16 protein-coding genes are annotated in these 20960 nt (G+C 71.7%); 5 read left to right on the forward strand and 11 right to left on the reverse strand.

Features of this window, described 5'->3' with window-relative positions; genetic code table 11:
* Nucleotides 1-28: 28 nt before the first annotated feature.
* The 11 genes from AYX06_RS06385 to AYX06_RS06430 all read right to left on the reverse strand — a co-directional run bounded on the left by AYX06_RS06385 (nucleotide 29) and on the right by AYX06_RS06430 (nucleotide 12013).
* The gene (locus tag AYX06_RS06385) at nucleotides 29-877 is read right to left on the reverse strand and encodes a sugar phosphate isomerase/epimerase family protein (protein ID WP_062735055.1); all 849 of its coding nucleotides are present in this window, start codon (nucleotides 875-877) and stop codon (nucleotides 29-31) included.
* Nucleotides 874-1851 carry a Ppx/GppA phosphatase family protein gene (locus AYX06_RS06390; RefSeq protein WP_062735056.1) on the reverse strand — a complete coding sequence of 326 codons (978 nt, stop codon included), beginning with the start codon at nucleotides 1849-1851 and terminating at the stop codon, nucleotides 874-876. The genes AYX06_RS06385 and AYX06_RS06390 overlap by 4 nt, the downstream gene beginning before the upstream one ends.
* A gap of 49 nt (nucleotides 1852-1900) precedes the next feature.
* Nucleotides 1901-4777 (reverse strand): type I DNA topoisomerase, encoded by a 2877-nt coding sequence (gene topA / locus AYX06_RS06395; protein WP_062735057.1) that lies wholly within the window; start codon nucleotides 4775-4777, stop codon nucleotides 1901-1903.
* Nucleotides 4778-4970: 193 nt separating this feature from the next.
* Nucleotides 4971-5408 (reverse strand): pyridoxamine 5'-phosphate oxidase family protein, encoded by a 438-nt coding sequence (locus AYX06_RS06400; protein WP_062735058.1) that lies wholly within the window; start codon nucleotides 5406-5408, stop codon nucleotides 4971-4973.
* A gap of 40 nt (nucleotides 5409-5448) precedes the next feature.
* Nucleotides 5449-7137: a DUF7059 domain-containing protein gene (locus AYX06_RS06405; RefSeq protein ID WP_062735059.1), complete on the reverse strand. Its 1689-nt coding sequence runs from the start codon at nucleotides 7135-7137 to the stop codon at nucleotides 5449-5451.
* Between the two features lies 1 nt (nucleotide 7138).
* On the reverse strand, nucleotides 7139-8089 hold the full coding sequence (gene trhO, locus AYX06_RS06410) for an oxygen-dependent tRNA uridine(34) hydroxylase TrhO (protein WP_062735060.1): 951 nt from the start codon (nucleotides 8087-8089) through the stop codon (nucleotides 7139-7141).
* Nucleotides 8090-8198: 109 nt separating this feature from the next.
* Nucleotides 8199-8651, reverse strand: coding sequence for a pyridoxamine 5'-phosphate oxidase family protein (locus AYX06_RS06415; protein ID WP_232319405.1), 453 nt, complete (start codon nucleotides 8649-8651; stop codon nucleotides 8199-8201).
* Between the two features lie 182 nt (nucleotides 8652-8833).
* On the reverse strand, nucleotides 8834-9922 hold the full coding sequence (gene galK / locus AYX06_RS06420) for a galactokinase (protein WP_084271479.1): 1089 nt from the start codon (nucleotides 9920-9922) through the stop codon (nucleotides 8834-8836).
* Entirely contained in the window at nucleotides 9919-10068 is a 150-nt protein-coding gene (locus tag AYX06_RS19685; RefSeq protein ID WP_157093454.1) for a hypothetical protein, read from the reverse strand. The genes galK and AYX06_RS19685 overlap by 4 nt, the downstream gene beginning before the upstream one ends.
* The gene (gene galT, locus AYX06_RS06425) at nucleotides 10065-11165 is read right to left on the reverse strand and encodes a galactose-1-phosphate uridylyltransferase (RefSeq protein ID WP_062736920.1); all 1101 of its coding nucleotides are present in this window, start codon (nucleotides 11163-11165) and stop codon (nucleotides 10065-10067) included. The genes AYX06_RS19685 and galT overlap by 4 nt, the downstream gene beginning before the upstream one ends.
* A gap of 62 nt (nucleotides 11166-11227) precedes the next feature.
* Nucleotides 11228-12013, reverse strand: a complete 786-nt coding sequence (locus AYX06_RS06430; protein ID WP_062735062.1) for a DeoR/GlpR family DNA-binding transcription regulator — start codon at nucleotides 12011-12013, stop codon at nucleotides 11228-11230.
* Between the two features lie 268 nt (nucleotides 12014-12281).
* Here AYX06_RS06430 and AYX06_RS06435 point away from each other — a divergent pair, with 268 nt between their 5' ends.
* From AYX06_RS06435 to AYX06_RS06455, 5 genes are all read left to right on the forward strand, one after another.
* A complete protein-coding gene (locus tag AYX06_RS06435) occupies nucleotides 12282-13628 on the forward strand; it encodes an ABC transporter substrate-binding protein (protein ID WP_062735063.1) in 1347 nt (448 codons plus the stop codon).
* A gap of 53 nt (nucleotides 13629-13681) precedes the next feature.
* Nucleotides 13682-14647 (forward strand): carbohydrate ABC transporter permease, encoded by a 966-nt coding sequence (locus AYX06_RS06440; RefSeq protein ID WP_062735064.1) that lies wholly within the window; start codon nucleotides 13682-13684, stop codon nucleotides 14645-14647.
* Nucleotides 14648-14724: 77 nt separating this feature from the next.
* Nucleotides 14725-15528, forward strand: coding sequence for a carbohydrate ABC transporter permease (locus AYX06_RS06445; protein ID WP_232319406.1), 804 nt, complete (start codon nucleotides 14725-14727; stop codon nucleotides 15526-15528).
* Entirely contained in the window at nucleotides 15529-18588 is a 3060-nt protein-coding gene (locus AYX06_RS06450) for a glycoside hydrolase family 2 TIM barrel-domain containing protein (RefSeq protein ID WP_062735066.1), read from the forward strand.
* A complete protein-coding gene (locus AYX06_RS06455; RefSeq protein WP_232319407.1) occupies nucleotides 18585-20816 on the forward strand; it encodes an alpha-galactosidase in 2232 nt (743 codons plus the stop codon). Before AYX06_RS06450 ends, AYX06_RS06455 begins: the two co-directional genes overlap by 4 nt.
* Nucleotides 20817-20960: the final 144 nt, after the last annotated feature.

Here is a 20960-nt window from a genome sequence, read left to right on the forward strand (position 1 = left end):
GCGGGGATGGGTCGGGGCGGGGCGGCCGTCAGCCGCCCGGGGCCTCGGCGGGCGGGGCGTCCTCGGCCGGGGTCGTGTGTCGGCGGGCGAAGTCCAGGGACTCGGCGAGCCACTGGGTGCGCTCCTCGGCGCTCGTCGAGCGGCGGGTGGAGACCTCCACCCCGATCACCCCCTGCCACCGGGTGGCCGCGAGGTGCTGGAGCGACTCGGCGACCGGCTGCACGCCGTGGCCGGGCAGCAGGTGCTCGTCCGCGGTGGTCTCCCCCGACCCGTCCGTGAGGTGGACGTGGCCCAGGCGGGGGCCGAGCTCCTGGATCGCGGCGAGGGAGTCCATCCGGGCGGTCGCGGCGTGGGAGAAGTCCCACGTCACCCAGTCGTAGTCCTGCCCGAGCGGGCTGTAGTGCGGGGCGTAGACCACGGTGTCGCGCCCGCGCACCCGCCAGGGGTACATGTTCTCCACGGAGATCTTCACGCCCGTGGCCTCCGAGACCACGCGCACGCCCTCCACGAAGTTCGAGGCGTACTTGCGCTGCCACCGGAAGGGCGGGTGCACGACGACGACCTCCGCGCCGACCTGCTCGGTGAGCGCCGCGGCCATCTGGATCTTGGTCCACGACTTGCCCCAGACCTGCTGGGTGAGCAGCAGGGTCGGGGCGTGGATGGTGGAGATGGGCAGCTGGTGGCGCTGCACGAGGTCGCGCAGCTGGTGGTTGAGCTGGCTCATCCGCTCGTGGGTGACGAGCACCTCCACGCTGTCGTAGCCCAGCTCCACGGCCGCCTCGAAGGTCTCCGGGACCCCGAGCGGGTAGAGGGAGCTGGTGGACAGCGCCACGTGCGCCCGGTACGGCTCCGCGGCGGAGCCCTGCTGCTCGCTCATGCCGCCCCCACCAGGTGCCGGGGGTCGACGGTGCGGACGTCGGCGTGGCTGCTGAGCTGGTCCAGGCGGCGGAGGATGAGCCCCTCCCGCAGGGCCCACGGGCAGATCCGCAGCGACTCGATCCCGTAGGCGTCCATGGCGGCCTCGGCCACCACCGCGCCCGCCAGGATCTGCCGGGCCCGGGCGGGCGAGACCCCGGGCATCTCGGCCCGCTCGTCCGGGGTCATCGCCTCCATCCGCCGGGTCCACAGCCGCAGGTCCTCCAGGTGCAGGGTCCGCGGGACGTAGGGCCCCATGGCGTAGGGGGCGGCCCCGCAGATCCGGGCCAGGGAGCGGAAGGTCTTCGACGTGCCGACCACGCAGGTGGGCTCCCCGGCCGCCCGGACCTTCGCGACGGCGGGCTTGAGCTCCCGGCGCACGTGCTTGCGCAGGGCCTTCATCTCCTGGGGCGTGGCGAGGTCACCGGCGATGAACGTGCGGGTGAGCCGTCCCGCGCCCAGCGGCACGGAGGTCGCCACGGCAGGCAGGGCGTTGTCGCCCAGCGCCATCTCGAAGGACCCGCCGCCGATGTCGAGGTCCAGGACGGTGCCCGCGCCCCAGCCGAACCAGCGGCGCACCGCGAAGAAGGTGACGGCCGCCTCCTGGTCCCCGGCCAGCTCGGTGAGGGTCACCCCGGAGCGGGACTGCACGTGGTCCAGCACCTGGGCCCCGTTGCCGGCCTCGCGGATCGCGGAGGTGGCGAAGGCCAGGAAGTCCTCCGCCGCGTTGTCCACCGCGAAGTCCCGGGCCTCGATCACGAAGGAGGTCAGGGCGTCCCGGCCGGCGTCGGAGATGTTGCCGTCCTCGTCCAGGTACTGCACGAGCCGCAGGGCCAGCTTGTGGGACGCGTACGGCTCGGGCCGGGAGCCCGGGTAGACGTCCAGCAGCAGCAGGTGGACCGTGTTCGATCCGACGTCGAGGACTCCCAGACGCATGCCGTGGTGCTCCTTCGAGTTCCGTGTCCGTCCCGCGGTGCGGGGCGGCTCAGCCCTTGGTCCCGGCGCGGGCGGGCCGGCCCGCCGCCGGCTTCTTGGTCGTGCTCTTCCGCGTGCCGCTCTTCGCCGCCGAGGACTTCCCCGCTGCCGGCTTCCCCGCCGCTGACGACTTCCCCGCAGCGGACTTGGCCGGGGCCTTGGCGGTGGAGCGCGCGGCGCGCTTGGGCGCCGGGCCCTGGGCGCGCTTCTCCGCGAGCAGCTGGCTGGCGCGCGCCGGGGTGATCTGCTCCACGGTCTCCCCGCGGGGGACGGTCACGTTCGTCTCCCCGTCGGTGATGTAGGGCCCGAAGCGCCCGTCCTTGATCACCATGGGCCGCTCCGTGATCTGGTCGGTGCCCAGGTCCGCGAGCGGCGGCTTGGCGGTGCCCCGCCCGCGCTGCTTGGGTTGGGCATAGATCTGCAGCGCCTCCTCGAGGGTGATCGTGAACAGCTGCTCCTCGGACTGCAGGGAACGGGAGTCGGAGCCCTTCTTCAGGTAGGGGCCGAAGCGGCCGTTCTGCACGGTGATCTCGTTGCCCTCGGCGTCGGTGCCCAGGGTCCGGGGCAGGGAGAGGATCTTCAGCGCGTCCTCGAGGGTCACGTCCTGCAGGGTCATCGAGGACAGCAGGGACCCCGTGCGCGGCTTCTCCTTGACCGGCTTCTTCGGGGGCTTGGGCTTGCCGTTCTTGTAGTACTCGACCGGCTGGGCCGCGAGCTCCTCGGCGGTGGGCTCGGGGATCACCTCGGTGACATAGGGGCCGTAGCGGCCGTCCTTCGCGATGATGGCCCGCCCGGTGCCCGGGTCGCGGCCGAGCTCCCGGCCGTCGGCCTTGCCGGTCTCGATGAGCTCGCGGGCCTTCTCGGGCGTCAGCTCGTCCGGGGCCAGGTCCTCCGGCACGTTCGCGCGGATCGGCTCCGTGATCTCGCCCGTCCCGGGGTCCACCGCGCCCGCGACCTCGAGGTAGGGGCCGAACTTGCCCACGCGCAGGGTGATGGTGTCCGTCACGGGGATGGAGTTCACCGCGCGGGCGTCGATCTCGCCGAGGTCGTCGACGATGGGCTTGAGCCCGTTCTCGTGCTCCTGCGAGCCGAAGTAGAAGTCCTGCAGCCAGTCGGTGCTGTCCTCCTCGCCGCGGGCGATGCGGTCCAGGCCCTCCTCCATCTCGGCCGTGAAGTCGTAGTCCACGTAGTCGGAGAAGTGCTCCTCGAGCAGGCGCACCACGGAGAACGCCGTCCACGAGGGGATGAGCGCCGAGCCCCGGACCCGGACGTAGCCGCGGTCCATGATCGTGGAGATCACGGCCGCGTAGGTCGACGGCCGGCCGATGCCCAGCTCGTCGAGGACCTTGACCAGGGACGCCTCGGTGTAGCGCGGGGGCGGGGAGGTGCGGTGCCCGTCCGCGGCGACGTCGGTCGCCTCGAGCCGGTCGCCCTCCGCCATGCGCGGCAGCCGCTTGTCCCCGTCCTTGCCCTCGGCCGGTTCCTCGTCGCGGCCCTCCTCGTAGGCGGCGAGGAAGCCGCGGAACGTGATGACGGTGCCGGACGCGGAGAACTCGGCGTCCCGCCCGGAGGACGAGGTCGCCCCGAGGCGCACGGTGGCCGTGGAGCCCTTGGCGTCGGCCATCTGCGAGGCGACGGTGCGCTTCCAGATCAGCTCGTAGAGCCGGTAGGCGTCCGCGGAGAGCTCCCCGCGGACCTGGTTCGGCGTCCGGAAAGAGTCCCCGGCGGGGCGCACGGCCTCGTGCGCCTCCTGGGCGTTCTTCGACTTCAAGCTGTAGACGCGCGGGGAGCCCGGCACGGAATCGGAGCCGTAGAGCTCCGCGGCCTGCCGCCGGGCGGCCGAGACCGCCTGGTCGGACAGCGCCACGGAGTCGGTGCGCATGTAGGTGATGTAGCCGTTCTCGTAGAGCTTCTGCGCCACCTGCATCGTGGTGCGCGAGGTGAAGCGCAGCTTGCGGGCGGCCTCCTGCTGCAGCGTGGACGTGGTGAACGGCGCGGCCGGGCGGCGGGTGTACGGCTTGGTCTCCAGCGACCGGACCGCGAACGCGGCGTCCTCGAGCCCAGCGGCCAGGTCCCGGGCCGCCGTCTCGTCCAGGTGCACGAGCTTGCCGGCGGCGCCCTTGAGCACGCCGTCGTCGCCGAAGTCCCGGCCCCCGGCCACCCGCTTGCCGTCCACGGTGGACAGCCGCGCGCTGAAGGCCGTGCCGGCGTCCTCGCCGTCGGTGCGGGCGAAGGTCCCGCTGAGGTCCCAGTAGTCGGCGGGCACGAAGGCCATGCGCTGGCGCTCGCGCTCCACGACCAGGCGCGTGGCCACGGACTGGACACGGCCCGCGGACAGGCCGGAGGCGATCTTGCGCCACAGCACCGGGGAGATCTCGTAGCCGTAGAGCCGGTCCAGGATGCGCCGGGTCTCCTGCGCGTCGACCAGGTCCTGGTCCAGCTCGCGCAGCTCCCCGAAGGCGCGCTCGATGGCCTCGCGGGTGATCTCGGGGAAGGTCAGCCGGTAGACGGGGACCTTGGGCTTGAGCACCTCCAGCAGGTGCCAGGCGATGGCCTCGCCCTCACGGTCGCCGTCGGTGGCGAGGTAGAGGGCGTCGGCATCCTTGAGCTTGCGCTTGAGCTCGGTGACCTTCTTCTTCTTGTCCGGGTTCACCACGTAGTACGGCTCGAAGCCGTGCTCCACGTCGACCGCGAACTTGCCGTAGGGCCCCTTCTTGAGCTCCGCCGGCAGCTCCGAGGGCTGCGGGAGGTCGCGGATGTGCCCCATGGAGGACTCCACCTCGTAGGCGTCGCCGAGGTATCCGGCGATGGTCTTGACCTTGGAGGGGGACTCCACGATGAGCAGGCTCTTGCCCGTTCCCGGGCTCTGGGTGGCCTTCGTTGGCACGGTACTCCTTGCTGCGGTCCGCGCGGGCCGCGGGACGCGGCGCTGCTGGACGTCGGGTCGGACGGGCGGGCGTCGTCCGGCCCGCCTTGCGCTCCACCATAACGCGTCGCCGCCGGCGTCCCTCGCGCCGCGGAGGACACGGGGGACGACGGCGGCCGCCGGCGCGGTCCGGGCGTGTGGCCGGGCCGCGGGCTCAGGACGGGTAGTGCTCCGGCTCGTCGGCGATCGTGAACTCGCGGCCGGTGGCGGTCTCCACGTCGATGACCACGAAGTTGTACTTCAGCGTGGGCGCCCACGGCTTCAGCGGCAGCTCCTCGGCGGCCTCGATCTCCGCGCGGGTCTCCAGCCGGCGGGCCCGGCCGTGCACCACGACGGAGCGCACCACGTCGTCGTCCGTGACCTCGTCGATCTCGAAGGCCACCTGGTCGTTGACGATCAGGCTGGAGAGCTTGGAGCCCTGGGCCGTGCGGAAGTACAGCTTGTGCTGGTGCACCACGTAGTTCACCGGGAAGATGTCCACCAGCCCGGCGGCCTCCACGGCCAGGCGGCCGAAGGGGTGCGCGGCCAGCAGCTGCCAGACGGTGTCCTTGTCCAGGGTCTTGATGGGGCTGAGGTTGTCTCCGATGCTCATGCCCTCATCCTTCCACTCGCGACGCCTCGGCGTCCCGTGCTCATCCGCCCACATCCGTCGGGGCCGGCTGCTGCTCGAGCGGCACCAGGAAGCCGTCGAGCACGAGGTGGCGGACCTCCTCCGCGAGCCGCTCCCGCTCGACCCCGGTCCACTCCAGCAGCGCGGCGAGCGCGGCGAGGATCTGCCGGGCGCTCAGCTCGCCGTCGCAGGCGCCGGCGAAGCCCGCGGCCTCGCTGGTGAGCACCGTGGTCCGGCGCAGCCCCGCCCCCTGCCGGAGCAGGATCACGCCGGGGTGCTCGGCACCGGGGCGCTGGTGGCGCTCCTCCGTGACGTCCTCGGCCGCGACGAGGTGGGCGTCCTGCCAGTCCTCCGAGTGCTCCGCGAGCCAGTCGGCGCGCGCCCACGTGGCCGCCAGCGCCGGGGCGAGCGGCTGCTGCACCGGGTGCGGGACGTGCTCGAAGCGGCGCAGCGCCCCGCCGTGCGGGCGCGGCGCGGCCGGACGGCGCAGCCGGATCATCCCGAAGCCCACGGCCTCGACGCCGCGGGCGGCGAAGTCGTCGAGGTAGGCCCGGTAGGCCCGTTCGTAGTGCTCCGGGTCCCGCGACTCGGCGGCGTCCCGCAGCCACGTCTCGGCGTACTCCTCCGGCCCGGCCAGCTCCCGCTGGATCCACCACGTGTCGATCTCCTCGGGCACCCAGCTGTCCGGCCGGTGCATCCACCGCTCGGCGACGGGCACGGGCTCCCCGGCGGTGTCCTCGGCGCCGCCGGCCGCCTCGCCGAGGACCTCCCAGTTGCCGAGCAGGTGCGCGGTGGCCCCCGGGGCCATGACCCCGGGCAGCGCCCGCACGAGGTCGGCCACGATCCGGTCCCCGGGCAGGCCGCCGTCCCGGTAGGTGAAGCGGTCCGCCGGGGTCTCCCCCGGGGCGCGGGGGGTGATGACGAACGGCGGGTTGGAGACCACCAGGTCGAACCGCTCCCCGGCCACGGGGTCGAGCAGGGAGCCGGCGCGGAGGCTGACCCGGTCCTCCAGCCGGTGCGGGTCGAGCGCGAAGGCCTGGGCGTTGAGCAGCAGGTTGAACCGGGTGAAGCCCAGGGCCCGGTCGGAGAGGTCGGTGGCGGTCACGTGCCGGGCGTGGGCGAGCAGGTGGAAGGTCTGGATGCCGCAGCCGGTGCCCACGTCCAGCGCCCGCCCGACCGGCCGGCGGTCGGTGGTCTGCGCCAGGGTCAGGGACGCCTGCCCGATGCCCAGCACGTGGTCGCGGCGCAGCACTCCGGGGCGTTGGGACTCGCCCAGGTCGCTCGCCACGTAGAGCTCGGTCCCGTCGTCGGCGGCGTGGGGCCGCAGGTCCACCGTGGAGCGCAGCCCGTCCCGGGTCTGCTCCGCGAGGCCCAGTCCGACCAGGTCCCCGGGGGCGACGGCGGAGGCGGCGAGCACCTCGGCCGGGACGGCGCGGCCCAGCAGGAACAGGACGACCAGTCCCGCCGTCCCCCGGTCCGGGTGCCCCGGCGTGCCCAGCACCGGCTCGAGCACCCGCAGGGCGGGCACGGCCTGGTCGCGGGCGAGCGCGTCCATCGCGGCCGCGCCCAGCAGCCCGGCCACGCGGTCGTGGGTGAAGCCGCTGCCGCGCAGGGCGCCGTGCAGGGCGGCCAGCCGCCGCGGGTCGTCGGAGACGGGGGTGCCGGGCACCCGGGAGAAGGCGGGGGGCCGGCCGGGGGTGTCCGGGGCCATGTCAGTGCTCCTGTCCGGGGGCGGTCCCGCCGTGCGGGAGCAGGGCGGGGGGCGGGGCGTCGCCGGGCGCGGTGCCGCACCCGGCCGGGCAGGTCGCCGCGGGGTGCGCCCCGCGGCAGGCCGGGCACGCCAGGAAGAGGGCGCGGCAGGAGCCGTCCGCGCAGTTGACGAAGCGGTTGGCGGGCGCGCCGCACCGGTCGCAGCGCCCGATCGTCACGGCCTCCGGGGTGAACTCCACGTGCATCCGCCGGTCGAAGACGTACAGGGACCCGTCCCACAGGCCCTGGTCCCCGCGCTCGCGGCCGTACGCCGCGATGCCGCCGTCGAGCTGGTAGACCTCCTCGAAGCCGCGGCGGCGCATCAGCGCGGAGAGCACCTCGCAGCGGATGCCGCCGGTGCAGTAGGTCACCACGGGCCGGTCCTTGAGGTGGTCGTAGGCCCCGGAGTCGAGGGCGGCCACGAAGTCGCGGGTGTGCGCCACGTCCGGCACCACGGCTCCGCGGAAGCGCCCGATCCGTGCCTCGTGGGCGTTGCGCCCGTCGAAGAACACGACGTCCTCGCCGCGCCGGGCCACCAGGCGGTCCACCTCGGCCGGGCTCAGCCGCGTCCCGCCGCCGACCACGCCGCGCTCGTCCACCTCGAGCTCCTCCGGGGCGCCGAAGGACACGAGCTCCTCACGGACCCTGACCGACAGCCGGGGGAAGTCCTCGGCCGAGCCGTCCGACCAGCTGAGGGACACGTCCCGCAGAGCCGGGTGGGCGCGGGTGTCCCGCGCGTACCGCTTGAGCGCCCCGACCTCACCGCCCACGGTGCCGTTGAGCCCGTGCGGGGAGACCAGGATCCGCCCGCGCAGGCCCAGGCCCTCGCACAGGGTGCGCTGCCAGAGCATCACGGCCGTGGGGTCGGGCAGCGGGGCGAAGACGTAGTGGGAGAGGATCCGGTGCTGTGCCACCGCACCAGGCTACAAGTGCCGCGGCGCCTCCCGCGCCGCCCGGATCAGCGCCCCGGTTCGGCCCCCCGGGTCAGCGCCCCGGGCCGGTGCCACGGATCCACGCCCGGGGTCAGTGCCCCAGGCGGAACACGCGCCCGGTGACCTTCGTGGGGACCACCTCGACGTACTCGAGCTTGGTGGTCTCCACCCACGGCCGCAGCGGCAGCTCGTCCACCCGGGCGGTCTCCTCGGGGTCGGTCAGCTGGCGGGCCGTGCCGCGCACGATCACCGACCACGCCTCCCCGCCCTGGGCGTGGTCGACCTGCACCGCGACGTGCTCGTTGAGCACCAGGTGCAGCAGCTTGGTGCCCTTGGCGGTGCGGAAGTAGATCTTCCCGTCGTCGGCCACGAGGTTGATGGGGGTGATCTCGATCTCGTCGCCGTCCATCGTGGCGATCCGCCCGAAGCGGGCGCTGTAGAGGTGCTCCCAGCACTGCTCCTGGGACAGCTCCGTGACCGGGGGCCGGTGCGTCCGGGCCTCCTTCGCGGGGTTGTGCCCGGAGATGTCCATGGGGTTGCTCATGCGGTCATTCTGGCACGCGGGCCCGGCCGAGGTGACGCGTGTCATGTTCGTGACCGCCCCGTCGTCGCCGCGTCCGCGGGCCGGCCCGCCGGGTGCGGGCCGGCCCTCCCCGCGCCGCGCCCCCTCGCCGGGCCCGGCCGTCCGCCCCGGTGCGGGGTCGCTCCCCGGGCCGGGGTGCGGGTTCAGTGGATCCGGTCCGCGCCGTCGCCGGGGGTGACCACGAACGTGGCGGGGGCCCGGTGGCCGGCCCGGGCGAAGGCCTCGCTCACCGCGGCGGCGGTCCGCTCGGCCTGCCCGGCGGCCACCAGGGCGATCGCCGAGCCGCCGAATCCGCCGCCGGTCATCCGCGCCCCGATCGCCCCGGCGGCCAGGGCGGTGTCCACGGCGAGGTCCAGCTCGGGGCAGGAGACCTCGTAGTCCTCGCGCAGCGAGGTGTGGGAGGCGACCAGCAGCTCCCCGATGCCGGCCACGTCCCCGGCGCGCAGCCGCGCCACGGTGGCCAGCACCCGGGCGTTCTCGGTGAGCACGTGGCGCACCCGCCGGGCGGTCACCGCGTCGAGGGCGCTCAGGTCGGCGTCGGCGGGGACCTCGCGCAGGGAGGCGGCCCCGAGAGCGGCGGCCCCGGCCTCGCAGGAGGCCCGCCGGGCGCCGTAGCCGCCGTCGGCGTGGGAGTGGGCGACCCTGGTGTCGATCACCAGCACCGCCAGCCCGTGCTCGGCCAGCGGCAGCGGCACGGTCTCGGCGGCCAGGCTCCGGCAGTCCAGGAACAGGGCCGCCCCGGCCCGGCCCATCAGCGAGGCGGACTGGTCCATGATCCCGGTCGGTGCCCCGACGAACTCGTTCTCCGCCCGCTGGGTCAGCCGCGCCATGCCCGCCCGCTCCAGGCCCAGGCCCAGCAGGTCGTTCAGCGCCACGATCGTGGCGACCTCCACGGCGTGGGAGGAGGACAGGCCCGCGCCCACCGGCACGGTGGAGTCCAGCAGCAGCTCGAAGCCGGGCACCTGCACCGCCTCCAGCCCGCCGAGCACGTGCACGACCCCGGCCGGATAGGCCCCCCAGTCGGCGACCGCCCCCGGGGCGAGGTCGGGGATGCGGAAGCGGGCCCGGGACAGCCGCTGCCCGTCGGGGGCGTAGGTGGAGGCCAGCTCCACCAGCTCCGGGTCCGGCTCCGAGGCCCGGCGCAGCCGCACCGCCACCATGGCGGAGCGGTCGATCGCGAAGGGCAGCACGAACCCGTCGTTGTAGTCGGTGTGCTCCCCGATCAGGTTCACCCGCCCCGGGGCCCGCTGACGGCCCGGGCGGCGTCCTGCCCCCCGGTGCCCTGGTCCCCGCTGCCCTGGCTCCCGGCGTGCCGACCGGTCCCCGGCCGGGCCGTCGACGGGGAGGTGGTCTGCTGGTGGGGGTGCGGTGCGGTCATCGTGCGGCCTCCCTCAGGCGTGCGGCGGTCTGCTCGGCGGTGACGTCGTTGATGAACGCGCCCATCGCCGCCTCGGAACCGGCCAGGAACTTCAGCTTGTCCTCCGCCCGGCGCGGGCTGGTCAGCTGCAGGTGCAGCCACCCGGCCGCCCGGTCGGCGGCGTTCACCGGGGCCTGGTGCCAGGCCGCGATGTAGGGGGTGGGGGTGGTGTAGAGCCGGTCCACCCGCTGCACCAGGTCCTGGTAGAGCACCGCCAGCTCGTCGCGCTCGGGCCCGGTCAGCGCCGCCAGGTCCGGGACCTGCCGGTGCGGGACCAGGTGGACCTCCAGCGGCCAGCGCGCCGCGTAGGGCACGTAGGCGGAGAAGTGCTCCCCGGCCAGCACCATCCGCTCCCCGGCGGCGGTCTCGTCGGCGAGCACCTCCCCCATCAGCGCCCGCCCCGTCTCCTGCAGGTGCGCCCGCGACCGGGCCGCCAGGCGGGCGGCGTGCGGGGCCGGATACGGGTACGCGTAGATCTGCCCGTGCGGGTGGTGCAGGGTCACCCCGATCTGCTCCCCGCGGTTCTCGAACGGGAACACGTGCCGGATCCCGGTCGTCCCCGACAGCGCCTCGGTGCGCTGGGCCCAGGCCTCCACCACCGTGCGCGCCCGCTCCGGCGCCAGATCCGCGAAGGACCCACGGTGCTCCGGGGTGAACACCACCACCTCGCAACGGCCGTAGGCCGGGGACGGGACCCCCCACAGCGCCCGCTCCCCCGCCGGGTCCGGCACCGGCAGCGCCCCCAGCTCCGGGCCCAGGGACGGGAAGCGGTTCTCGAACACCACGACGTCGAAGTCCGCCGCCGGGATCTCCGACTCCCGGCCGCCCACCGACGGGCACAGCGGGCACTGATCGGCCGGCGGCAGATAGGTGCGGGTCTGCCGGTGGGCGGCCACCGCCACCCACTCCCCGGTCAACCGGTCGAAGCGCACCTGACCGTGCCCGGCCCGCTCCCCCAGCGGACGACGGTCACTGACCTGCGCGACCGGCTCCGTGCCGCGATCGGCGAAGAACACCGCCTCCCGCCCGTCGGCCAGGTGGTGGGTCCGGTGGGCGATGGTCACAGCGGTATCCGATCTGTGGGAGGTCCGGGAGGGTGGGGCGACAGGGCTCGGGCGCGTCACGGGACCTCCACCACGCGCAGGTCCGGGACCGCCTGGCCCAGGGCGCTCCGCGCCGCAGGGGTGAGTCCCGCGTCGGTGACCACGGTGTCCACGTCCGACAGGTCGGCGATGTGGTGCAGGCCCGTGAGCCCCCACTTGGTGGAGTCAGCGACCACCACGCTGCGGTCGCAGTGCTCGAGGAACAGGCGGTTGATCTCGGCCTCCATCATGTTGGGGGTGGTCAGACCCGCCCGTTCGCTCATCCCGTGGACACCCATGAAGCACAGGTCCACGTGCAGGGTGCGCAGCCCCGCCTCGGCGAGCGGCCCCACCAGGGCGTCCGACGGGGTGCGGACGCCGCCCAGCGTGACGACCGTCTGGTTCTCGGACGGCGCGTCGTAGAGGAGCGCCGCGATGCGCGGTGAGTTGGTGACAACGGTCAGATCGTTCACGTGGACCAGCCGACGGGCGAGAGCGTACGTCGTCGTGCCAGAGTTGAGGGCCACGGAGCACCCGGGGAACAGCATGGCCGCTGCTTCATGGGCGATGGCGTCCTTGGCCGACGTCTGCAGCCCTTCCTTGGACGAGAAACCTGGCTCGAGTGCCGTGGAGTCCGCGGGCAGGGTTGCTCCCCCGTGCACCTTGCGGACCGCCCCCTCCCTGGCGAGCAGGTCGAGGTCCCGCCGTACCGTCATGTCGGAGACGCCCAGCAGATGAGCCGCCTCGATCACGCGCACCGCTCCGGATCCGCGCACCATCTCGAGGATGGCGCGCCGCCTTTCCGTGGGCAGTTGTTCAGGCATGCGGGCTCTCCTGTGGCCGGTCGACCGGACGCGGACTCCGCCGCCGGTTGATGTTCTTTTCGCTCAGTGTGACCCAGGTCAAACGTTAGGTCAACAAAACCGAACATGGACCTGTCCGCCAATTGCCTACCGACAGAGCGTGTTGACGATGCCTGTGCTCTATGACACATTCACTCCTGTTCTTAAATGTTCGTTTTTGATCGTCGGTTGCCTGTGGCCGGCGGAACGGACAGGTGGCAGCACCCCACCGCTTCCCGAAGGAGTCGACATGCCGTCCAGCCATCGTTCCCGTCGCAGCCCGTCGCCGCTGTCACTGCCCGGTTCCGTCACCGTCCCGTTCGGTCGCCGCGCCCTGCTCGGCGGGGCCCTCGGCGGCGGCATGCTCGCCGCTCTCTCGGCGTGCGGTGGCGGTTCCACAGGGGCGGCCTCGGACGGTACCGGTGCGATCACGCTGGGTTCCAACCAGTCCGATGCCGTCCCCAAGGCCGCCTACGCTCGCGTGATCGAGGCCTTCAAGGAGCGCTCGGGCGTCGACGTCTCGATCAACACCATCGACCACAACACCTATCAGGAGCAGATCAACTCCTATCTCCAGGGCGACCCCGACGACGTGTTCGCGTGGTTCGCGGGGTACCGGATGCGCTACTTCGCCGACCAAGGACTGGCCGCACCGCTCAACGACGTATGGGACACCATCGGCGAGCAGTACTCCGACTCGTTCCGGGAGGCGGCCACGGCAGCGGACGGCAACCCCTACTTCGTCCCCTTCGTGTACTACCCGTGGGCCGTGCACTACCGGAAATCGCTCTTCGAGGAGAAGGGCTACGAGATCCCGACGACCCTCGACGAGTACGTGGCGCTGTCCAAGGAGATGCAGAAGGACGGGCTAGTGCCGATCGCCTTCGCGGACAAGGGCGGTTGGGAGGCGATGGGCACCTTCGACATCCTCAACATGCGCATCAACGGCTACGACTTCCACCAGCAACTGATGGCCGGTGAACACGACTGGACCTCCGGGGAGGTCAAGGACGTCTTCGCCACGTGGAGGGACCTGCTTCCCTACCACCAGGAGGGTTCGCTGGGACGCGATTGGCAGGAGGCCGCCCAGGCCCTGCAACGCAAGGAGGCGGGCACCTATCTGCTCGGCACGTTCGTCTCGCAGCAGTTCCAGGACGAGTCCAACCCCGAGCTGCTCGAGGACCTCGACTTCTTCACGTTCCCGGAGATCAACCCGGAGCACGGCACCGACTCGATCGACGCCCCCATCGACGGTTTCATGATGTCCGCCGTCACGGAGAACGGCGGATCCGCCCAGCAGCTGCTGGAGTTCCTCGGGTCAGCGGAGGCCCAGCAGATCAACCTCGAGGCGGACAAGGGCCTCGTGGGGGCGTCCTCGCAGGTGGACACCAGCGGCTACACCCCTCTGCAGGCCAAGGCCAAGGCCATCGTCGACGACGCGGACCACATCGCCCAGTTCATGGACCGCGACACCCGCCCGGATTTCGCTTCCACGGTGATGATTCCCTCCCTGCAGTCGTTCGTGCGCGATCCCGGCAGCGTCGACTCCATCCTGACCAGTATCGAGGAGCAGAAGAAGGCCATCTTCGCCGGTTGATCCCGGGGCGCGGCCCCGGAAGGGACCGCGCCCCTCCCACGTAGGAGCACACCATGAGCACCACCGCCGATCCCGACCTGGGCACCCCGGCCCGCGCCGGCACCGCCCCCACCGACCCGAGCCCGCCCACGTCGCGCCGGCGCCCCCGGCGGCGGACCCCCCGCTACAGCCGGGGTGACCGGCTCACCCTGATCGCGATGGCCGGGATCCCCGCGCTCATCGTGCTGACGTTCGTCTGGGGCCCCGCCCTCGCCTCGGTGGGGCTGTCCTTCACCCGCTGGAACGGCGTCACCCCGGCCCAGTTCGTGGGTCTGGCCAACTACGAGCAGATCACCACGATCTATCCGCCGTTCTGGCCCGCGCTGAGGCACAACCTGATCTGGCTCGCCGTCCTGCTGCTGGTGGCTACTCCGCTGGGCCTGCTTCTGGCGATCGTGCTGGACCGCGAGATTCGTGGCAGCCGCTTCTACCAGTCCGTGTTCTACCTGCCGGTCGTGCTCTCCCTCGCGCTGGTCGGTTTCATCTGGACCCTCATCTACTCACCCGACCAGGGGCTGCTGAACCAGCTCAGCGGCTCGCAGGTGAACTGGCTGGGCGATCCGGACGTGAATCTCTGGGCCGTTCTCGTCGCCGCGTCCTGGCGCCACATCGGCTACATCATGGTGCTCTACCTGGCGGGCCTGAAGGGCGTCGACAATTCCCTGCGGGAAGCCGCTGCCCTCGATGGGGCCGGGCCCGTGCAGACGTTCCTCAGAGTGGTTTTCCCCACGCTCCGGCCCATCAACGTGGTCGTCCTCGTAGTGACGGTGATCGAGGGACTCCGGGCGTTCGACATCGTCTACATCATCAACAAGGGCACCAACGGTCTCGAGCTGCTGTCGGTGCTCATCACGAACAACATCGTGGGCGAGGCGAGCCGCATCGGGTTCGGCTCCGCGCTGGCCGTCATCCTGCTGGTCATCTCGCTCGCGTTCATCATTACCTACCTGGTGCAGATGCTGAAGACGGAGGACCGATGATGAGCACCTCGACCACGACTCCGCACAGCCCCACGGCCCCACACGGGCCCCGGCGGCCCCGCCGGCGTCCGCGAGCCGTGATCGGCCAGATCCTCCTGGCTGCCGTGGCCGTCGTCTGGCTGGTTCCCCTGCTGTGGGCCGTCTACACGTCGTTGCGTCCTTACGCGGAGACTGCCCGCAAGGGGTACGTGTCCCTGCCTGAGCGTCTGACCTTCGACAACTACGTAACGGCCTGGACGCAGGGCGACATGCTCCAGTACTTCGTTAACTCGCTGCTGATCGCCGTGCCTGCGGTCCTGGCCGTGCTGTTCCTGTCCTCGACCGCGGCGTTCGTGCTGGCCCGATTCAGCTTCTGGTTCAATCTACCGCTGCTGATGTTCTTCACCGCGGCGAACCTGCTGCCCCAGCAGGTCATTATCACCCCCCTGTACCGGCTGTTCCTGGAACTGGGGCTGTACAACACTCAGCTCGGGATCATCGTGATCAATGTGGCATTTCAAATGGGCTTCTGTGTGTTCGTGCTCTCCAACTTCATGCGTGCCCTTCCCGAGGAGCTCACCGAGGCGGCCCGGATGGACGGGGCCGGCGTGTGGCGTCAGTACTGGCAGATCGTGCTACCCCTGACCCGCCCGGCACTCGCAGCCCTTGCCACACTGCAGTTCGCGTGGATCTACAACGACTTCTTCTGGGCGCTCGTGCTGGTCCGGGACGGCGACAAGATGCCCGTGACGAGCGCCCTCAACAACTTGCAGGGCAACTTCTTTACCGATAACAACTTGGTGGCCGCAGGGGCCGTGCTCGTCGCCCTGCCCACCGTGCTCATCTACCTGCTGCTCCAGAAGCACTTCGTGGCGGGTCTGACCATGGGAGCGAACAAGTAGATGGCGACCCTTGACGACCTTCGTGACGATCCTTGGTGGTTCACCCGCCCCGATGGCACCCTTGGGTCTCGACCGCCGCGAGCCCATCTGGTCTCGGACCGCCCCGAACTCTCTCTGGCAGGGGAATGGGACTTCCGCTGGTTCCCCTCCGCCTCCCAGGCCCTCGAGCAGTGCCCCGATCCCTCTTCGGGAAAGGTCGCCTGGCCGGAGCGCATCCCCGTCCCGGGGCACTGGGTGCTCGAGCACCTCGACGGCGACCGGCGCTTCGGAACACCCTGGTACACGAACGTCGTCTATCCCTTCCCGATCGATCCGCCGCACGTGCCGGACGCCAACCCCACTGCGGACCACAGGACCACCTTCGATCTGGGCCACCTCGTCGATACGGGGGCCGCCGAGGAACTGCGTGCCGTGCTGCTGCGCTTCGAGGGTGTCGAGTCCGCCTTCCGAGTGTGGGTGAACGGGAGATGGGCCGGACAAGCAATGGGCTCCCGGCTGACGCACGAGTTCGACATCACCGACCTCGTGCACGAAGGCGAAAACACTGTGGTGGTCCGGGTCCACCAGTTCAGCGCGGGTTCCTACCTCGAGGACCAGGACCAGTGGTGGCTCCCCGGCATCTTCCGCGACGTCCGGGTGATAGGGGAACCGCGCGGCGGGATCGACGACGTCCACCTCAAGGCCGACCGCGACCCGGCCACCGGGGAGGGAATTCTGACGTGCCGTGTCACGGCACCGGCCGCAGCTTTCCCCGTCCGCGTGGAACTGCCCGAACTCGGTTTCTCCACCACGGTGGACGACCCGGAGCCGGCCGAGCTGCGCGTCGGGGCGGTACGCGCCTGGACCGCCGAGGACCCATGCCTCTACGACGTGCACCTGCACACCCAGGGGCAGAGCGTGACCCACAGGGCCGGGTTCCGGCGGGTCATGATCTCCGCCGACGGCGTCCTGCAGATCGACGGCGCACCGGTGCGCTTCCGCGGGGTCAATCGGCACGAGTTCCACCCGCGCCGGGGTCGCGCCGTGGACTCCGCCTTCACGCGCCGCGAGTACGAGCTCATGCAACGCCACCACATCAACGCGGTGCGCACCAGCCACTATCCGCCAGCGCACCACGCCCTCGACTTGGCGGACGAGATGGGGCTGTGGGTCGTCCTCGAGGGCGACCTCGAGACCCACGGGTTCGTCCAGCAGAACTGGGAGCGCAATCCGTCGGACGACCTCGCATGGCAGAAGGCCTACCTGGACCGCACCGCCCGGATGTGGCACCGAGACAAGAACCACGCGAGCGTAGTGATGCTCTCCCTCGGCAATGAGTCCGGTACGGGGGCGAACCTCGCCGCGGCCGCGGAGTGGCTGCGCCGGCACGACGACCGCCCCGTGCATTACGAGGGCGACCACGACGCCGCCTACACCGACGTCTACTCCCGGATGTACCCCACTCCGGCTGAGACGCGAAGCATCGCGGCCGGTGAACCGGTACCGTCCACGGACGCAGCCGGCTCGGAGCGGATCGCCCGGATGCCGTTCGTGCTGTGCGAGTACGCCCATGCCATGGGCACCGGCCCCGGCGGACTCGCCGAGTACGAGGAGATCTTCCGGGCCCACCCGCGAGCGTGCGGCGGATTCGTGTGGGAGTGGAAGGACCACGGCATCACCACCGTCACCCCGGACGGCATGCCACTGCTCGCCTACGGCGGCGACTTCGGGGAACCCGTACACGACGGCGCCTTCGTGCTGGACGGTCTGTGCACCGCCGACGGACTCCCCGGGCCCGGCCTCGTCGAGTACGCGGCGGTCGTCGACCCACTGCGTCTCGAGCTCGGTCACGGGCACGTCGTCGTGGGCAACGGCCACGACCATACCGCGCTCACCGGGCTCCGCCTGCGCTGGGCGCTGCGCACCGACGACCGGGCCGTGGTGCGCACAGGAACCACGGACCTGGAGGACCTCGCGCCCCGCAGCAGTCACAGGGTGGCCCTGCCCAAGGATCCGGGGCCGGGACAGTACCTCGAAGTGTCGGTGGATGCCCACGGGCCTGCCGGCAGTCCCTGCAGGCGTGATGCCCAGCGCTTCGGTCCGCCGAGTGAGGCCTCGGACGGACCCCAGGGGTCAGCGGCCGAAGCACCTGCGGGGGTCAGCGGCCCTGAACTCTCTGTCTTCCGGGCGCCCACGGACAACGACGCGGGCACCATCGAGCCCACGCGCGAGCTGTGGACTCTGTCGCCCGCCGGGGACGCCACGGACTGGCATCACTACACCGGCACGGATCCGCGCGACGCCACCAGCACACCGGGCATCGTGGTGTCCACCGCGCAACGCTGGCTGGACCACGGGCTGCATCGCCTTCAGCCGCGCACCCTGCCAGCGGGCGCCGATGACACGCAGGGGTGGGTCAGAACCCTGTGGGCCGCACCGGGCGCCGACGTCCGTGACGCCCCGTTCGTGCTCTCCCACCGTTGGGGCCAAGACGACGCTCCGTCCGCCCGACGCCTCGAACTCTCCTGGGAGTTGCCGGAGCTGCCCTTCCCGCTCGCCCGGGTGGGCTGCGTCCTCACCCTGCCCGTGGACCCGGACGGGGAGGTCGAGTTCGAGGGGGACGGACCGCACCCGTCGTACCCTGACGCGGACGCCGCGGCGCGCTACGGGTTGCACCGTCTCCCCGTGAGGTCCCTGGCCGCGCCCGGCCCTCGCCCCCAGTCCTCTGGCAACCGCGCCCGTGTCCGCCGTCTCAGCATCCCGCTCAAAGACGGTACCCGGCTCGAGCTGAGCACCGTGCACGCCGAACTGGACGGAGCACCGGCGCCGCAGGGCCTGAACTGGACGCTCGGCCCACACCGGGACCAGGAACTCATGACGGCCGCGCATCCCCATGAACTTCCGGACGTCACCGGGCGGGACTGGTACCTGCACCTGGACGTCGGCCACCATGGTCTCGGCAGCCGGTCGTGCGGCGTCGACGTCTCACCTGTCGCCCGGCTCCACGCCAGGAGCGCCCGGCTCGAGGTGGTCCTCGAGCCCGTCTCCCACCACCTTCTCGAAAGGACCACCCGACCGTGACCGAGCGCCTGCCCTCGTCCGTGGACGTCGTGCACCTTCGTACCTCTGAGGTTTCCGTCCTCGTGGACGTCTCTGAGCGACGCCTGCCCGCGATCCTTCACTGGGGGGCGCCCCTCGGCGACCTCGACCCGCTACAGGCCGCCACGCTCGCGACGTCCACCGTGTCCCACCGCACACCCAACGACATGGACGTCCCCCTGCGGCCGGACGTGCTGGGAGCCCAGCACACCGGTTGGACGGGCCGTCCCGGCCTGGTCGGTGACCGCAACGGGACGGCGTGGTCGCCGCGCTTCCAGGTGACCGGCGTGGCTTTGGAACCAGCCGGATCCGGAGCGGTGATCACGCTTGCGGGACTGGTGACCGTCGGGCCCGCCCTCCTGCAGGTCACGGCGGAGGACCGCGAGGCCGGGCTACGCCTTGTCGTCGAGCTGCAACTGACACCATCGGGTCTGCTGCGAGGCCGAGCCACGCTGACGAACGCCGCCGATGAACCGTACCGATTGCAGGAGCTCGGACTGGTCCTGCCGATCCCTGGGCACGCCCGCGAGATCCTCGACTTCGCCGGGCGCTGGACCAAGGAGCGAGTGCCACAGCGCGCACGCCTTGACGTCGGCACGCATCTGCGGGAGGGCCGCAAGGGCCGCACCGGTGCCGACGCCGCCCACGTCCTCAGCGTGGGGGAAACCGGCTTCGGCTTCGCGGACGGGGAGGTTTGGGGAGTGCACCTGGGTTTTTCCGGCAATCACCGGGTCTGGGCGGAGCGACTGCACAACGGCCGGCAGGTCCTGGGCGGCTCCGAGCTCCTGCTGCCGGGCGAGATGGTCCTGGCCGCCGGGCAGACATACTGCTCCCCGTGGCTCTACGGCGCCTACGGTCAGGGCCTCGACGACCAGGCCAGTCGTTTCCATGCATGGACGCGCGCGCGCCCCCAGCATCCCTCTCGGCCCCGGCCGGTGACTCTCAACGTCTGGGAGGCTGTGTACTTCGACCACCGTCTTGACCGTCTGACCGAACTCGCCGACCGGGCGGCCGCGATCGGCGTGGAGCGATTCGTGCTCGACGACGGCTGGTTCGGCGCCCGACGCGACGACAGCGCCGGCCTGGGTGACTGGGTAGTCTCTCCCGACGTCTGGCCCGACGGGCTCGGCCCGCTGGTCGACCACGTACGGATGCTGGGCATGGAGTTCGGTCTGTGGTTCGAACCGGAGATGGTCAATCCGGACTCCGACGTCGCCCGCGCCCATCCCGAGTGGGTCATGGGCCCGCGAGGCAGATGGCCGCTCGAGGCCAGGCGGCAGCAGGTCCTCAACCTGGGGATCCCGGAGGCGTACGAGCATGTGCGCAACCAGATGGTCGCCCTGCTCGAGGAGTACCCGATCGGCTATATCAAGTGGGATCACAACCGGGACCTGATCGAGGCCGGCACACGCCCGGACGGCCGTCCAGGCGTCCATGCGCAGACCCTGGCCGCCTACCGGTTGATGGCCGAGCTGAAGGAGCGCTTCCCGGGCCTGGAGATCGAGTCCTGCTCATCGGGCGGCGCCCGGGTCGACCTCGGCGTCCTGGAGCATGCCGATCGCGTCTGGGCGTCGGACTGCATCGATCCGCTGGAACGCCAGCAGATTCATCGGTGGACCCAGCAGCTGATCCCCGCTGAGCTGATGGGAGCCCACGTCGCTTCCCGCCGGTCCCACACCACCGGACGCATGCACAGTCTGCACTTCCGCGCCGGCACAGCCCTGTGGGGACATCTCGGCATCGAGTGGGACCTCACCGAAGCCACGGATGAGGAGTCGGCGGAACTCGCGCAGTGGGTGGCCTTCCATCGGGAACACCGGGACCTACTTCACTCCGGTCGGCTCGTCCGCTTGGATGCCCCGGATCCCGCGTTGCAGGTCCACGGAGTGGTCGGTGTCGGCGGCGCCGAGGCGCTGTTCGCCGTCGTCGCCGTTGACACCCCCGACACGGACCCGGTGGGCCGGATCCGGTTCCGGGGTCTCGATCCGGACCGGGTCTACCATGTCCGGGACGTCACGCCCGGGCCTGATCCGCATGGGCTGCGCCGACCACCGTGGTGGCCCGGGCGCGAGGGGGCCACCCTCTCCGGGCGCGTCCTGCAGACGATGGGGGTCCACGCCCCTGGTCTGGATCCCGAGACGTTGCGCATCCTTCACCTCGACGCCGGGAGCGAAGCCCGGGACGAAACAGAAGAGGTCGCCCAGCGGTGAGCGCGGGGCCGGAAGGGCCCCCCGGGCCGCCGCCCCGGCTCCAGGTCCACGGCGTGGCGTTCTACGTGGTCCAGGGCCAGGCGCTCGGCCGGCCGATTCAGGATCCGCCCCGCGGCCGCCGCTCACCAGCGCTCGGCCATCGCG

It is taken from the genome of Kocuria turfanensis (assembly GCF_001580365.1).
GTDB lineage: Bacteria > Actinomycetota > Actinomycetes > Actinomycetales > Micrococcaceae > Kocuria > Kocuria turfanensis.

Coding starts and splice junctions, on each gene's coding strand:
- AYX06_RS06385 (WP_062735055.1), bottom strand. CDS start 877: ATGAGCGAGCAGCAGGGCTCCGCCGCGGAGCCGTACCGGGCGCACGTG.
- AYX06_RS19685 (WP_157093454.1), bottom strand. CDS start 10,068: ATGACCGCACCGCACCCCCACCAGCAGACCACCTCCCCGTCGACGGCC.
- AYX06_RS06415 (WP_232319405.1), bottom strand. CDS start 8,651: ATGAGCAACCCCATGGACATCTCCGGGCACAACCCCGCGAAGGAGGCC.
- AYX06_RS06440 (WP_062735064.1), top strand. CDS start 13,682: ATGAGCACCACCGCCGATCCCGACCTGGGCACCCCGGCCCGCGCCGGC.
- AYX06_RS06435 (WP_062735063.1), top strand. CDS start 12,282: ATGCCGTCCAGCCATCGTTCCCGTCGCAGCCCGTCGCCGCTGTCACTG.
- AYX06_RS06390 (WP_062735056.1), bottom strand. CDS start 1,851: ATGCGTCTGGGAGTCCTCGACGTCGGATCGAACACGGTCCACCTGCTG.
- AYX06_RS06450 (WP_062735066.1), top strand. CDS start 15,529: ATGGCGACCCTTGACGACCTTCGTGACGATCCTTGGTGGTTCACCCGC.
- AYX06_RS06430 (WP_062735062.1), bottom strand. CDS start 12,013: ATGCCTGAACAACTGCCCACGGAAAGGCGGCGCGCCATCCTCGAGATG.
- AYX06_RS06405 (WP_062735059.1), bottom strand. CDS start 7,137: ATGGCCCCGGACACCCCCGGCCGGCCCCCCGCCTTCTCCCGGGTGCCC.
- AYX06_RS06400 (WP_062735058.1), bottom strand. CDS start 5,408: ATGAGCATCGGAGACAACCTCAGCCCCATCAAGACCCTGGACAAGGAC.